Here is a 15,534-nt window from a genome sequence, read left to right as displayed (position 1 = left end):
CTGATAATCAATGATTTGTATTAATGGCATGAAATTAGAATTTGATGAGTCGTAATCAAGCACCAAAAAACGAGAACCATGTTTAAGAACTATCTAAAAATCGCCTGGAGGAGTTTAAAGAAGCAAGCCTTTTTCACTTTTCTAAATACATTCGGATTAGCCATTGGTATGGCTGGAGCATTAATTATATCGCTGTATATCTACGACGAACTTAGTTATGATAAAATGTTTGCCGATGCAGATAGAATTTATCGCATAGATTCTGATATAAAATTTGGTGGAGCGGAAATCAAAGCTGGTGAAGCCGCCGCACCAATGGCAGAAACCTTAAAAAGAGATTATCCGCAAGTAGAATCTACTGTTCGATTCAGAACCGTAGGTAGTGCGTATGTAAAAAAAGAAGGTGGAAACAGAAGTGCCAAAGAAAACCATATCACTTATGCCGATTCTACCATGTTTGAATTCTTTGGGATAGACTTACTTGCAGGTAATGCAAAAACAGCATTAACGGGTACCAACTCCTTAGTGTTGACCAAAACTGCAGCCGAAAAGCATTTTGGTGCTACAGATGTCATTGGTCAGAATCTACTGTTGGATAATACAGATACGTATACGGTAACCGGAGTAATAGAAGATATGCCGAAAAACTCCTATTTCAATGATTATAGTGTGTTTTTGGCAATGGCGGGCAACGTAGCATCTAGAGAAGATAATTGGGGTGGAAATAATTATTTTACGTTTATAAAACTAATACCTGGAGCATCGGTAGAAGATTTTCAAGGACCCTTGCAAGACATGTTAGAGCGTTACATGTTACCATGGGCACAGAAATATTTTCCGGGTATGACGGCAGAGTCGTTTGCAGCATCGGGCAATTATATTCGGTACCATACCATGCCCTTGACCGATATTCATTTACATTCGGATAAAAGCTCAGAAATGAGTGCTACAAGCAGTATTCAGAATATTTATATTCTTTCATTTATTGGGTTGTTCTTGATCATTTTGGCAAGTGTAAACTTTATGAACTTGTCTACGGCACACTCGTTAAAGAGAGCCAAAGAAGTTGGAGTTAGGAAGACTTTGGGTTCCAATAAAATGAATCTGGTTTTTCAATTTTTAACCGAATCAGGTTTAATAGCCTTTGTGTCTTTGTTAGCGGCGTTATTAATATCAATGATAGCATTGCCTTTTTTCAATAGCTTCACAGGTAAATCAATTGCAATACCGTTTACTCAGCCCTTGTTCTGGTTGGCGTTATTAGGGGCAACATTTTTACTAGGATTATTTTCGGGCAGTTACCCTGCATTTTTCATGTCAAGATTTACTCCCGTTAAAACCTTAAAAGGTAGTAGTGCAGAAAGTGTAGGTAATGGTAGGGTACGTAATGCCTTGGTAATCTTTCAATTTTCAATTTCGGTATTTCTCATCATCAGTACCTTGGTTGTATTTCAGCAATTGAATTACATTCAGAATAAAGATTTGGGCTTTACCAAAGACCAAGTATTGCTAATAAATGAAATGAGAGCATTGGGGTCTAAGACGAAGGCGTTTAAAGAACAGATTGCGAACATGGGGTATGTAGAGAGCGCTACATTAAGCAATTACTACCCAACACCTTCTTGGCGCTCAGATAGTTCGTTCTTTGAAGAAGGAGCCAGAGATCAAGAAAGTGCCATTCAAATGCAAGAATGGGAGGTAGATTCCGATTACCTAAAAACTATGGAAATGGAAATAGTTGCCGGGCGCGATTTTAATCCAGCCTATGCATCGGATTCCACAGCCATTATAATCAATGAAGCTACATTACCCATTCTAAATGTTACGGCAGAAGAAGCTTTAGGTATCCGGATTTCTGAGGAAATAGATCAGGAAAACCCTACTTACTATACCATAATTGGAGTGGTTAAAGACTTTCATTATAAAACACTTCGTACCAATATTAGTGCACTGGGAATGCATCTTAACTCAGATGCAGAAAATATGGCGGTAAGAATGAGCGGTGGTAATTATGCAAACAATATTGCAGCTATTGAGAGTACATGGAATGCTATGGCACCAGGGCAACCATTCGATTATCGTTTTATGGATGAAGCCTTCAACACCACCTATGAAGCGGAACAAAAACTGAGTCAGATATTTTTCATTTTTACTATGCTGTCCATTTTTATTGCTTGTTTGGGATTATTTGGATTAGCTGCCTTTAATGCCGAAAAACGAACAAAAGAAATCGGTGTTAGAAAAGTGTTGGGAGCTACTGTAAGTCAAATTTCTTACCGGCTTACGGTAGACTTCCTAAAATTGGTTGGGGTGGCTATTTTAATCTCCCTACCCATAGGCTGGTTTGCCATGAATAAATGGCTTGAAGATTTCTCGTACCGTATAGATATGGGTATTGGCGTATTCTTGCTGGCAGCTATTCTTGCCATTATCGTAGCAATTGTAACGGTAAGCTACCAAAGTATAAAGGCGGCAATTGTAAATCCTGTTAAGAGTTTACGGTCAGAATAAGTAAAGCATCAAACTTCATCAATCAAAAAGAACATCATGTTAAAGAATTATATCAAAATAGCTTGGCGTAATTTAATAAAGAACAAGCAGCAAACTATCATAAACTTATTGGGTCTTACGCTGGGTACCGTAAGCTGTTTAGTAATATTGTTATATGTATTTGCGCAGTTGGGTTATGATCAGCACCATAACGAGGCGTCATCAATTTATAGGGTGGAGACAATTATAGATCGTGATGGTCAAGAATCTTTTGATTCCGCCACCTCGTCGCCACCTATAGCATTTGCATTAAAAGAAGATTTTGCCGAGGTAGAAGAAGCAACCAGAGTTGTGTTGACCGATGCATTTTACAGTCCACTAATAAGAGCGACAAATAGCAAAGATGCTTATTATGAACCAAGGGTCTATTTGGCAGACTCAACTTTTTTCAAAGTATTCAATTTTAAAATACTTGAAGGTGATGTGAAAACAGCTTTAGATGAACCCAATACCGTAATGCTGTCATCATACTTGTCCGATAAGTTATTCGGCAAAACCAGTCCTTTGGACAAAACTGTGGTTTGGGGTAGTGGAGAAAGTGCGTTAACCCTTACCGTAAAAGGAGTTTATGATGAAAAGGCTTATAAAACGCATTTTAATCCTAGTTACATTGTAAGCATGAGTACCCCGGGAATGGGAACTTTTGTACAGAATTTTCAGAGCTTTGCAACCAATAATTTTGTGTACAGTTATGTGAAATTGACCTCAAATGGTAGTGGTTTAGGTCTACAACGAAAATTGCCTCAATTTATGGAAGATAGAGGAGCGCAAGATTTAAAAGATGCCGGTATGAGCAGTAAGACGCTAGAGCTTACAAAGGTTAATGATATTCACTTATACTCCAATGGCAGAAAAAATCAGCTAGACAGTGTATCTAATAGTACCTACCTTTATTTTTTATTGAGTTTGGCATTTTTTATACAATTGGTGGCATGTATTAATTTTATAAATCTAAGTACGGCTAGGGCTAGTAAAAGGGCGCGTGAAATTGGGGTTAGAAAAGTAGTTGGCGCAGGTAAAAATGCATTAATGCGGCAGTTTTTGGGAGAGTCTTTGTTACTGTCCATATTCGCCATGTTGATCAGTATACCTATAGTTATATTGCTTTTGCCATTTGTAAATGAAGTAACACAAGAATCATTGACCTATACAAGCTTATATCAATGGCAGATTTTGGTATTATTATTGGCAATAGGGGTAGTTACAGGGTTGGCTTCCGGTGTTTATCCGGCTATTGTTCTATCTTCTATAAAGCCGGTAAGAGCACTAAAAAGTTCTGCTATTTTACAATCCGGTAGTGGTACGTTTAGAAAAGCTTTGGTAGTATTTCAATTTGTAATTTCTATATGTTTAATAAGCACGGTAATTATTATAGGGCAACAGTTTAAATATGCCCAAACCAAAGACCTAGGTTATAAAAAAGATAACCTTTTAGCATTGCGGGTAGGGACCGAAGAATCATCTAATAAAATAGAATCTTTAAAAGCATCATTTTTAAAAGTACCGGGCGTATTACAAGTGTCAAGTGGAAATTATTCGCCATCGGAAATTATATTAGCAGATAACGGATTTTACTTGCCTGGCGGAAATAAGGAAAATAAAACAGTGGTAAAACGTAATGGTGTTAGCGATGGCTATTTTAACACCATGGGTATAGAATTGTTGAAAGGTAGGGATTTTAATGCTGCCGATACCGTAGACCAGATCATAGTGAACGAGGCTACGTTAAAAGCTTTTAATATTGATATTGAAAACGCGTTAAGTGCCACTTTGATGCAAAGTTATGGCGATGAAATTGACGAATTACGAATTATAGGTGTGGTAAAAAATTATCATTTTGCTTCGTTAAAAGAAGAGATTCAACCTTTGTTCTTGCATAAGGAAACCGAACCTAATTGGCTGTTTATTAAGGCAAACACCGAAAACTATGGTCAGTTGGTACAAGGTTTGGAACAACAATGGAAATCTACATTAAGTAACATTCCATTTGATTATAGATTTGTAGATAAAGAAGTAGAAAAGTTATACGAAGAAGAAAAGCGTTTAGGGTTTATCTCTGTAGGATTTACCATTTTGGCAATATTCATAAGCTGTTTGGGCTTATTTGGACTTATCTCATATGTAGCAGAGCAAAAGAAAAAAGAAATAGGTGTACGCAAAGTATTGGGCGCAAGTGTACAGTCTGTAGTTAAATTACTAACGAAGGACTTTATTAAACTGGTACTCATTGCTTTTGTTCTTGCATCACCAATAGCCTATTATTTTATCTCTAGATGGTTAGAGGGTTTTACGTATCGTATTGAAATTAAGTGGTGGGTGTTTTTAGCAAGTGGTGTACTTGTTATGGTGATTACATTTTTGACCGTGGGACTGCAATCATTAAAATCAGCAGCTGCAAATCCCGTAAAAAGCTTGCGCTCAGAGTAATTTTGAAATGAATGTTCAAAACTTGTTTTTGCCTTGATAATAATGGTGTAACATTCTCATTTTTAAGCAGTCTTTGTAAATATATTGTACAACTGTTGTCAAATTATTTTACATATTAATTTATGTGTTTTATTGTAAGCAACTGATAAACAATATATTAGTAGTGTGGCATGAATTTAGGTTTAAATTTATGGTCATCAATCAACAATCACTGTTTAGTACCAACTAAACATCAATCAAAAACCAACGATCATGTTTAAAAACTATCTGAAAATAGCCTGGCGAAATCTTCTAAAAAACAAAGGGTATACCATTATCAATGTTGGAGGTCTAGCCCTAGGAATGGCAGTAACATTAATCATAGGGCTGTGGATCCAAGACGAACTTACGTATAACAGCTATTTTAAGAATAAGGATAGTATAGCACAAGTATTTCAATCGCAAACTTTTAATGGCGAAACAGGTACGGGTCCTGCCATACCTAGACCTTTGGAAAAAGCGCTAAGAGATGGTTATAGCGATAATTTTAAGCACCTGATCATGTGCTCTTGGACCAATGACCATTACTTAAAATATGGTGATAAAAGCATATCCAGGCCTGGTAATTATATGCAACAAGCGGGACCTGAGTTATTTGGCTTAAACATCATAAAAGGAGAAAAAAACGGACTAAGGGAAATCAATTCTATAATGTTGTCCCAGTCTACTGCTGATGCTTTATTTGGTAGTGAAGACCCAATAGGTAAAACAGTAACCGTTAGCAACGAGCATAAGCTAAATGTAAGCGCGGTTTATAGTGATATACCGGTAAATAATTCCTTTAACGATACAGAATTTATTATTCCTTGGAAAAAGTATTTGGCAGTTAATGAGTGGATTAAGAACGCAGAGGATTCGTGGGGAAACAACTCCTTTCAAATGTTCGTGGAGTTGGCAGACAACACTACTATTGAACAAGTAACGGATAGAATTAAAAACGTAAAAAAAGATTTAAACGAAGATACGGCTCAGTTTAATCCGCAGATATTTCTATTTCCTATGAAAGACTGGTATTTGCGTAGCAGTTTTGAAAACGGAAAGCAAGAAGGTGGGCGTATAAAGTATGTTTGGCTCTTTGGTATTATTGGTGCATTTGTGTTGTTATTGGCATGTATCAATTTCATGAACTTAAGTACGGCTCGGTCAGAAAAACGTGGTAAAGAAGTAGGTATTCGCAAATCTATTGGTTCTCAAAGAGGGCAATTGATCTATCAGTTTTTAAGTGAATCCTTCATCGTGGTGTTATTTGCATTTATTGTGGCAATTTTATTGGTACTCTTATCGTTGAACGGCTTTAACGACCTTTCTAGAAAAGAAATTGTATTTCCTTGGGGCAACGGATTGTTCTGGGGCGCTTCACTTGTTTTCATTCTGTTTACGGCATTGCTGGCAGGTAGTTATCCTGCATTATACCTTTCTTCTTTTAAACCTGTTGATGTGCTTAAAGGCACTTTTAAAACCGGAAAACATGCCGGCTTGCCCAGAAAAATATTGGTGGTATTGCAGTTTACGGTATCCGTAGCCTTTATCATTGGTACTGTCATCGTCATGCAGCAGATAAATTATGCCAAAAATAGACCGGTGGGGTATGATAAAGAAGGTTTGATTCAAGTACCTACTTTTAGTCAGGATTTTGTGGGTAAGTATGATTTAATGCGAGCTGAATTTATAGGTTCTGGAGCGGTGGTAGAAATGTCGACCTCGAGTAGCCCTACTACCCGAATATGGTCTAACCGTGGCGGATTTGTTTGGGACGGGAAACCGGAAGGATTTCAAGAGGATTTAGCGTGGACAGAGGTATCTCCGGAATATGCAAAATCATTGAATCTTAAAATAGTTGAAGGGCGTGATTTTTCAAGAGATTTTGCTTCGGATTCCTTAGGAATACTCATCAATGAAACTGCAAAGAAGTATTTAGGAATGGAAAACCCTATAGGGCAGTTTTTACGAGATGATGATGAGGAAGACCCCAATCCGCCATTGAAAATTATAGGTGTAGTACAAGATATGATTACCCAGTCTCCTTATGAACCGGTAAAGCAAGGAGTGTATGTGTATGATAGGCAGGATAATGCCAGTTATTACAACCTACGATTAAACCCGAACCAAAGCGCAACTCAGAATATTACAACCATAGAAAATGTGTTTAAGGAACACTTTCCGGATATACCATTTGAATATGATTTTATAGATGGTGAGTATGGAGAAAAATTTGCTTCTGAAGAACGTATTGGTACATTATCGGGCGTGTTTACAGCACTTGCCATATTAATTAGTTGTTTAGGATTATTCGGGTTGACCTCATTCGTAGCAGAACAAAGAAAGAAAGAAATAGGAGTGCGCAAAGTGCTTGGGGCATCTATTTTCAATGTATGGAACATGCTTTCCAAAGATTTTTTAAAACTGGTGGTCATCTCTTGTTTTATTGCCGTGCCTATCGCCTATTTTATAATGAACGGTTGGTTACAGGAATATCCTTATAGGGTAATTCTTAAATGGTGGATTTTTGCCATAGCCATGCTTGGCGCCATGTTGGTGACCATTTTAACCGTAAGCTTCCAAGCCATAAAAGCAGCTAGGGCAAACCCCGTTAAAAGTTTACGAACGGAGTAATATTAAAGTCATCAATCAATCAAAAACAAGAATCATGATAAAGAATTACTTTAAAATCGCTTGGCGAAACTTGCTTAAGGATAAGGTGAATACCAGTTTAAATATCACTGGGTTATCGGTAGCCTGCGCCGTCGCTATTTTATTGGGAATGGCAGCCATGTTTCAACTGTCGTATGATGGTTTTCATGAGCGGGGAGAGTCAATTTATAAAATGGTAAGAACTGAGCAAACACCTAAAGGACCAAAAGCAGGTACCGTTCATGCTGCCCCCTTAGCACCAACTTTAGAAGCAGAGATGGCGGGTGTAAAGCACATTTCCAGAGTTGTTCAAGATGGTACACTTGCCTTGTATAACGAGAAAGAAATAAATATGGATATTGTTTGGGTGGACCAAGACTTTTTTTCCATGTTTAGTTTTCCTGTACTTCATGGAAATGAAAAAGAACCGCTGGCAGATTTAAACGATGTAGTGCTTACAGAAGAAGGAGCACAGAAACTTTTTGGATCAACCGATGTCGTTGGAAAAACATTCAATCTTATGGTAAATGGAGAAGAAAAACCGTTTACCGTTAGTGCCATAGCTAAAGATATAGTGCCGCAAAGTAATTTAGACTTTCAAATTGCTGCCCGCTTTGAAAGTCATAGGGAGTACAATGAAGCCAAAGAACAGTGGGATAGGCAATATCACGAAGTGTTCGTAGAGCTGAAACAAGGGGTTTTGGCGTCATCATTTGAACAAAGCAGTAAATCGTTTGTAGATCTTTATTATGGCGAAGGTATTGAACGATTGAAAAGGGATGGCGCTACTGCAGACGAAAATGGTCGTTTTATAAATCTCGAGCTAGTTCCTTTAAAAGATGTACATTTTGCAAGTTTTAAAAACGGAACTGTTGAGGTAAGTAGAAGTAGACCCTATTTAATTTTTGGTGTAGCCTTGTTGATTTTGTTCATTGCATGTATTAACTATATAAATATGAGTATAGCCAAGACCGCAAAACGTCTAAAGGAGATAGGTATGCGTAAAACTTTGGGTGCGCAAAAAAAGCAACTATTTTTTCAGTTTTGGAGCGAGAGCCTGTTCGTGTTCATTATATCTATTAGCATAGGTGTAGTATTAAGTCTTGTGTTTTTGAATGATTTTAAATCTATGTTCAACACGCAGATTTCATCAAGTATGTTTTGGTCGCCCATGTTTTTAGTAGGGCTATTATTATCCATACTTACAATTACTGTAGTAGTTGGTGGATATCCTGCACTCTTAATGAGTCGTTTAGGTACAATTCAGTCGTTAAAAGGAAAGCTCGAATCTTCGGGGAATAATCAAGTAAGAAATGTGCTGATGGTATTTCAGTTTAGTATTGCTATCATCATGATTGTGGGTACTTTGGTGTTATGGAGCCAAATTGATTACATGCGTAATAAAGATTTAGGCTTTGATAAAGAGCAGGTTGTGTCTTTTCCTTTAAACGGAAAACGCAACAGTCATGATATGGTAGATTTGTTACGCGATGAATTGAGTGGTAATGCAGAGATTGTTTCCGTAAGTGGATCGGATAGTAACTTAGGACTTGGAAAAGATGGCAGCAGATCTTCTAGCGGTATCGGTTTTGAGTATAAAGGTCGTATCGTTATGACCAATTTTCTTATTGTTGATCATGAATATGTGCAAACCCTTGGTTTGGATATGGTTGCGGGAAGAAATTTCGAAAGTGCCGCAGATAGTTTAGGTGTGGTTATCAATGAGTCTATGGCAAAAGAATTAGGCGAGCAAGACCCGTTAACTTCACAATTGGAAATTGAGGATGGAATTTTTTATCCTGTGTTGGGGGTGGTAAAGGATTATAATTTTAAAGACTTGGATAGGGCAATAGCGCCAATGACCTTTTTTATGAGTAGGCAACAAGATCTTACCTATGGATTTGTAAAAGTAGCCCCAACCAATATGGCAAATTCATTTGTTGCCTTAGAAAATGCTTGGAAAAAATTAGAGCCCAATGCAGATTTTTTAGGTTCTTTTTTAGATGAGAATATTGATAGAACTTTTAGGCAAGAAAAAACCACGGCAAAAATGATTTCAAGCGGTTCTTTACTTGCTATTGTTTTAAGCTGTATGGGCTTGTTTGCGATGTCTTTATTAATTGTGCAACAACGTACCAAAGAAATAGGTGTAAGGAAAGTTATAGGTGCCAGTGTGGGTTCCATCACCTATATTTTAACCAAGGATTTTTTGAAATTGGTGCTAATAGCTTTTATCATAGCATCACCATTATCATGGTATATTTTAAAGGAATGGTTGCAAAATTATACTTATAGAATTGACCTAAGTGTTTGGTTTTTTATTGGGGCAGGTGCTATTGCCGTAGTAATAGCCATGCTCACCATTGGTACAAGAACCATCAGGGCAGCAAGAGCAAATCCAGTAAAAAGTCTAAGAACTGAATAGTTTTTAATATTGCTAACCAACAAATCACTATTTCACTAATCAACTAATTCACTACATAAAGATGTTATTACAATTAAGAAATATTTTCAAATGGGTACAACAAGGCGGTCAACGCGTGTTTTTGCTAAAGGATATTAATTTAGAAGTACAGGAAGGCGAATTCATTTCAATTATGGGTCCGTCCGGTTCAGGGAAGTCTACTTTACTTAATGTTATTGGAATGCTAGATACGTTTGATGAAGGAGAGTATGATTTTTTGAACGAATCGGTACATACCTTAAAAGAGAAATATCGTTCTAACTTGTATAAAGAGTACATCGGATTTGTTTTTCAATCATACCATTTATTAGATGATTTAACGGTAGAAGAAAATTTAGAGATGCCATTGTTGTACAAAAAAATAAAAGGTTCTGAACGAAAAGCATTGGTAGCCGATATGTTGGATAGATTCAATATTGTAGGTAAAAAAGATTTGTTTCCAGCGCAATTAAGTGGAGGGCAGCAACAATTGGTTGGTGTGGCGCGTGCACTCATTGCAAATCCAAAACTGATTTTGGCAGATGAACCAACGGGGAATCTAAACTCGCAACAAAGTGAAGAAATCATGCAGCTTTTTAAGAAATTGAACGAAGAAGAAGGGGTGACCATCATACAAGTAACACACTCCGAAAAGAACGCAGCGTACGGTTCAAGAATCATTAATCTATTGGATGGCAGAAAGATTTAGTCTTGAAATGATGATTTATCTTAACTTTTGAAATATTAGGATAAATCATCAAATAATAACCTTATCTAAAATGTCACTTCGAGCGCAGTCGAGAACTTATATGTTTTAAGGAGATTTTCAAGAAACTTTTATTAATAAAGGTTTTCTGACTTAACTTAAAATTACATATTTCAACAACCAACAACCAACAACCAACAACCAACAACCAACAACCAACAACCAACAACCAACAACTAATCCGTATACCCGTCAGGATGCATTTCGTCAAATTCCGTTTGGTCTTGAAATGCTTTTGCTAATAAAAGAACACTAGCCTCATCGTATAAGTTGCTAACTAAGGTGATGCTGGTAGGGTGCTTTTTTTTATCTAATCCAGTAGGTATAGAAATTGCCGGGTGACCGGTAAGGTTCGTAATTATTGAAAGTCGATTACCAGAGCTTGGTGAAATAAGAACATCATAATCTTTCATGAGGTCCTGCATTTTTTCAATGAGCACTTGTCGTTGCCTATTGGCCTGTATGTATTCCACTGCAGGAATAAAACGTGCTTGACGTAAAGAATTTGCTCTAGAACGTTGAGTTTGCTCTACCATTTTATCCACTTCTTCGGCACGAACCATATCATCGAAAAATGCTCCCGCTTCTGCTCTTAGTATGACATCAAAACTGTTGTAGGGAACGTCTTTTGGTAATTCAACTTCATTAAGTGTAAGTCCCATTTCTTTAAAAGTTGCAATTGCCTTATCTAGATTCACTTTACTATCCGAAGAATCTTTTTCTATATCGTTTTTTAAATAGGCTATTTTAAGCGATTTATAATCTTTAGTAGGGTCAAATCCGTCAGGGTAATCCGTAGTCATTCCGTCTTTAGGGTCTTTTCCTGCAATAACACTATATACAATTGCGCAGTCTTCTGCACTTCTTGCCATTGGTCCTACTTTATCCATAGACCAGCTTAAACTCATCACTCCGTGTCTACTAACCCTACCATATGTAGGTCGTAAACCTGTAATTCCGTTTCTGGTACTGGGTGATAAAATGGAACCTAATGTTTCGGTGCCTAATGCATAAGGAACCAAACCTGCAGAAGTTGCCGATCCAGAACCTGCTGAAGATCCTGAAGCACCTTGAGTAGTATCCCACGGGTTTTTAGTTTTTCCATCAAACCAAACATCACCACGAGCCAATGAACCAGAAACCAATTTGGCTACTAGAATTCCACCTGCATCTTGTAATTTTTGAACCACGCTAGCCGTCATATCAATTTGTTGGTCACGGTAAGGTTCAGCTCCCCACGTAGTTTTATAACCTTCAACTGCCATTAGGTCTTTTACGCCGTAAGGAATGCCATGAAGAATTCCGCGGTAGTTTCCTGCAGCAAGTTCGGCATCCATCTTTTTCGCTTGTTCCAAAGCCATTTCTTCCGTTACGGTTATGGTACACTGTAAAATGTCATTATACTTTTTTAATCGTGCTATAAAAAACTCGGTCAATTCTAGAGCACTTATTTTTTTGTTTTTGATGAGTGATGCCAGTTGAGGTATGGAATAAAAAGCAAGGTCCGCTTTTTTTGAAGGAAGCGCTATGTTCTCTGGTATTTTCCATTCCGGGAATCCATTTTGTGGTTTTGGTGTAAAATTCATAGGTAATGGATCGAACCGAACCGCTGGTACTACATCGTAATCTAAAGTATATTTTCGTAGCGAATCATATCCTTTTTTATTTCGCTGTAAATAGGGATATAAGGTGTCGATATATTTCTTGTCAAAATCTAAACCTATTAGTTTTTGAGAACGCTTAACGTCTTTTTTGGAGAAATCGTTCTTTGAGCTCGAACAAGATGTAATTAATAAAGAGGTAAGTAGACTAAAAAATAAGAGTTGGGATAATCTTTTGATTGGTTGGTACATGTATGTTGGTTTTTTAAAAAGATTCTAATGTACGTTTTTTGAAAAGTAATAGTGAAATGCCAAATCATAAAAAAATGTGAATTGAAGATCTATTAATAAGAGGATCTGTTTATAATGGCATCTTCATTTTCAATACGCTAGCTTCATAATCTGATAACTAAGGTTTATCTTTGTAACCTACTTGCCAATAGGCAGGTTTTGAATGAATTTATACAATGAAGATAGATAAGAAGGATGTTTTAAAGGCCTTGGAGCATATTACGGTTCCTGGAGAAGGCAAAAACATGGTAGAAAGTGGTGCGGTAACCAATATTCAAATTTTCGGTGATGAGGTAGAGGTTGATATTACCATAGCCAACCCTAGTTTACAAGCACGTAAAAAGACCGAAGTGGAGATTTTAAAAGTCATCCATAGAGAGGTTTATGAAAAGGCTAAAATTAAGATCAATATTAAGGTAGATGCACCTACGGCAAAACCAAAGGTGAACGAAATAAAAGGCAAGCCTATACCAGGTATTAATAATATTATCGCTGTAGCCTCAGGTAAAGGTGGGGTAGGTAAGTCTACGGTAACGGCAAACCTTGCGGTTACTATGGCTAAAATGGGCTTTAAGGTTGGTTTGTTAGATGCCGATATATACGGGCCTTCAATGCCAATTATGTTCGATGTTGCCAATGAGAAACCATTGGCGGTAAACGTAGAGGGCAAGTCTAAAATGAAACCTGTAGAGAGTTATGGGGTAAAATTATTGTCCATTGGGTTTTTTACCCAACGTGATCAGGCGGTTATATGGAGAGGACCTATGGCGTCAAAAGCATTGAACCAAATGATTTTTGATGCACATTGGGGCGAGTTAGATTTTATGCTGATCGATCTACCACCGGGTACAGGTGATATTCATTTGAGTATTATGCAATCGCTACCGGTAACCGGTGCTGTTGTAGTAAGTACGCCACAAGAGGTTGCACTTGCCGATGCAAGAAAAGGTGTGGCTATGTTTCAACAAGACTCCATAAACGTACCTGTATTGGGTATCGTGGAGAATATGGCATACTTTACACCCGCTGAACTACCAGAGAACAAATACTATATTTTTGGTAAGGAAGGGGCGAAAAACCTATCGGAAGATTTAAACGTACCTTTTCTTGGAGAAATGCCTTTGGTGCAAAGTATACGTGAAGCCGGCGATGTTGGTAGACCTGCGGCTTTACAGACGGCAACGCCTGTAGAAAAAGCGTTCGAAGAATTAACAAAACAGGTTGTTAGCGAGGTTGTTGCTAGAAACAAAACTATGCCACCGACCGAAGCAATAAAAATTACGACAATGGCGGGTTGCTCGCCAGTTAACAAAAAATAGATATGACTGCAACAGAGCTAAAAGTGAATGTGGAAAAAGCATTGGAAGAAATTAGACCTTTCTTACAGAGCGATGGTGGAGATATTAGTCTTATTTCTATTGAAGAAGAAACGGTTACAGTGCGTTTAGAAGGTGCTTGCGTTGGTTGTAGTGTCAATCAAATGACCTTAAAGAGCGGTGTAGAAATGACCATTAAGAAATACGCTCCGCAAATTCAGAATGTAATTAATATAGAAGGTTAAATCTTGATAATTGTCATGATATTTAAAACAATAGATTGATAATTTTGAGATGTATTACAAACAATTCCAGTAATGATTAAAACCGATATATTGATAATAGGCGCAGGACCTACGGGTCTTTTTGCCGTTTTTGAAGCCGGACTCCTAAAACTTAAGTGCCATTTGATCGATGCCTTGCCACAAGCTGGTGGGCAGTGTGCAGAAATTTACCCTAAAAAACCCATTTATGATATTCCTGGTTTTCCAGAAGTATTGGCGGGCGATTTGGTAGATAATTTAATGGAGCAAATTAAGTCCTTTCAACCAGGGTTTACGCTAGGCGAGCGTGCAGAAACCATTGAAAAATTAGAGGACGGTAGCTTTGTGGTAACTACAAATAAAGGAACAAAACACAATGCTCCTGTTATTGCTATTGCTGGCGGATTGGGAAGTTTTGAACCAAGAAAACCTTTGTTGGATAATTTGTCAAAATTTGAGGATAGAGGGATTGCTTACATGATTAAAGACCCTGAAGTATACCGTGATAAGAAAGTGGTTATTGCAGGTGGCGGAGATTCCGCTTTAGACTGGAGTATTTTCTTGGCAGATGTTGCTTCTCAAGTAACCTTGGTGCATAGAAGAAACGAATTTAGAGGAGCTTTGGATTCTGTGGAAAAGGTACAGGAGTTAAAGAATCAAGGAAAGCTTAATCTGATTACTCCCGCTGAAATTATTGCTTTAAATGGTGATGATAAACTAGAATCAGTATTGATCAGAAAAATATCTGATGCCAAGGAAGAGATGGTTTTGGAGGTTGATGATTTTATCCCATTATTCGGACTCTCACCAAAACTGGGTCCTATAGGTGATTGGGGATTGGAAATCGAGAAAAACGCCATTAAAGTAGATACGTTCGATTATCAAACTAACATACCGGGCATATATGCCATTGGTGATGTAAATACGTATCCTGGTAAATTGAAACTGATACTTTGTGGTTTTCACGAAGCAACACTAATGTGTCAAAGTGCCTTTCAAAAAATTCATCCCGATAAAAAATACGTCATGAAATATACCACAGTAGGTGGTGTAAACGGTTTCGACGGAACAAAAAAAGAAGCGCCCAAAGCGGTGGTGAAGAAGATTGAATAAAGTAAATGAATTAGTTTGTTAGTGAAATAGTGCAAAAGTGATTTTGTGAAACGACGATACAGCGTTTTGAAGACTTAAAGCTGTGGTAAAAATC

9 protein-coding genes are annotated in these 15,534 nt (G+C 37.4%); 8 read left to right on the top strand and 1 reads right to left on the bottom strand.

Translation table 11 applies throughout. From position 1 onward, the window contains the following. Window positions 1-78 precede the first annotated feature (78 nt). The 5 genes from DCS95_RS12905 to DCS95_RS12885 all read left to right on the top strand — a co-directional run bounded on the left by DCS95_RS12905 (window position 79) and on the right by DCS95_RS12885 (window position 10,799). Complete coding sequence (locus tag DCS95_RS12905) at window positions 79-2,511, top strand: ABC transporter permease (protein ID WP_116771203.1); 2,433 nt, start codon at window positions 79-81, stop codon at window positions 2,509-2,511. A gap of 36 nt (window positions 2,512-2,547) precedes the next feature. After that, window positions 2,548-4,977: an ABC transporter permease gene (locus DCS95_RS12900; RefSeq protein WP_116771202.1), complete on the top strand. Its 2,430-nt coding sequence runs from the start codon at window positions 2,548-2,550 to the stop codon at window positions 4,975-4,977. A 252-nt stretch (window positions 4,978-5,229) separates the two neighbouring features. After that, entirely contained in the window at window positions 5,230-7,629 is a 2,400-nt protein-coding gene (locus DCS95_RS12895; protein ID WP_116771201.1) for an ABC transporter permease, read from the top strand. 34 nt (window positions 7,630-7,663) lie between these two features. Next, a complete protein-coding gene (locus tag DCS95_RS12890; RefSeq protein ID WP_116771200.1) occupies window positions 7,664-10,072 on the top strand; it encodes an FtsX-like permease family protein in 2,409 nt (802 codons plus the stop codon). Window positions 10,073-10,133: 61 nt separating this feature from the next. Beyond that, complete coding sequence (locus DCS95_RS12885; protein ID WP_116771199.1) at window positions 10,134-10,799, top strand: ABC transporter ATP-binding protein; 666 nt, start codon at window positions 10,134-10,136, stop codon at window positions 10,797-10,799. 233 nt (window positions 10,800-11,032) lie between these two features. Here the strand turns inward: DCS95_RS12885 and DCS95_RS12880 are convergent, their stop codons facing one another. Continuing rightward, the gene (locus DCS95_RS12880; RefSeq protein ID WP_116771198.1) at window positions 11,033-12,709 is read right to left on the bottom strand and encodes an amidase; all 1,677 of its coding nucleotides are present in this window, start codon (window positions 12,707-12,709) and stop codon (window positions 11,033-11,035) included. Between the two features lie 215 nt (window positions 12,710-12,924). On the opposite strand from DCS95_RS12880, the gene DCS95_RS12875 reads away from it, so the two are divergent. The 3 genes from DCS95_RS12875 to DCS95_RS12865 all read left to right on the top strand — a co-directional run bounded on the left by DCS95_RS12875 (window position 12,925) and on the right by DCS95_RS12865 (window position 15,440). Next, on the top strand, window positions 12,925-14,067 hold the full coding sequence (locus DCS95_RS12875; RefSeq protein WP_116771197.1) for an Mrp/NBP35 family ATP-binding protein: 1,143 nt from the start codon (window positions 12,925-12,927) through the stop codon (window positions 14,065-14,067). A 2-nt stretch (window positions 14,068-14,069) separates the two neighbouring features. Then, complete coding sequence (locus tag DCS95_RS12870; protein WP_116771196.1) at window positions 14,070-14,309, top strand: NifU family protein; 240 nt, start codon at window positions 14,070-14,072, stop codon at window positions 14,307-14,309. Window positions 14,310-14,381: 72 nt separating this feature from the next. Continuing rightward, on the top strand, window positions 14,382-15,440 hold the full coding sequence (locus DCS95_RS12865) for an NAD(P)/FAD-dependent oxidoreductase (protein ID WP_116771195.1): 1,059 nt from the start codon (window positions 14,382-14,384) through the stop codon (window positions 15,438-15,440). Window positions 15,441-15,534 lie beyond the last annotated feature (94 nt).

It is taken from the genome of Maribacter litoralis, assembly GCF_003075045.1.
Lineage (GTDB): Bacteria > Bacteroidota > Bacteroidia > Flavobacteriales > Flavobacteriaceae > Maribacter > Maribacter litoralis.
Note: the sequence above shows the minus strand (reverse complement) of the source record. Positions and strands in the feature narration are given on the sequence as shown.

What these genes read in the sequence shown, in the direction of transcription:
- DCS95_RS12875 (WP_116771197.1), top strand. Translation starts at nt 12,925, where the DNA reads ATGAAGATAGATAAGAAGGATGTTTTAAAGGCCTTGGAGCATATTACG.
- DCS95_RS12885 (WP_116771199.1), top strand. Translation starts at nt 10,134, where the DNA reads ATGTTATTACAATTAAGAAATATTTTCAAATGGGTACAACAAGGCGGT.
- DCS95_RS12870 (WP_116771196.1), top strand. Translation starts at nt 14,070, where the DNA reads ATGACTGCAACAGAGCTAAAAGTGAATGTGGAAAAAGCATTGGAAGAA.
- DCS95_RS12905 (WP_116771203.1), top strand. Translation starts at nt 79, where the DNA reads ATGTTTAAGAACTATCTAAAAATCGCCTGGAGGAGTTTAAAGAAGCAA.
- DCS95_RS12900 (WP_116771202.1), top strand. Translation starts at nt 2,548, where the DNA reads ATGTTAAAGAATTATATCAAAATAGCTTGGCGTAATTTAATAAAGAAC.
- DCS95_RS12895 (WP_116771201.1), top strand. Translation starts at nt 5,230, where the DNA reads ATGTTTAAAAACTATCTGAAAATAGCCTGGCGAAATCTTCTAAAAAAC.
- DCS95_RS12880 (WP_116771198.1), bottom strand. Translation starts at nt 12,709, where the DNA reads ATGTACCAACCAATCAAAAGATTATCCCAACTCTTATTTTTTAGTCTA.
- DCS95_RS12890 (WP_116771200.1), top strand. Translation starts at nt 7,664, where the DNA reads ATGATAAAGAATTACTTTAAAATCGCTTGGCGAAACTTGCTTAAGGAT.
- DCS95_RS12865 (WP_116771195.1), top strand. Translation starts at nt 14,382, where the DNA reads ATGATTAAAACCGATATATTGATAATAGGCGCAGGACCTACGGGTCTT.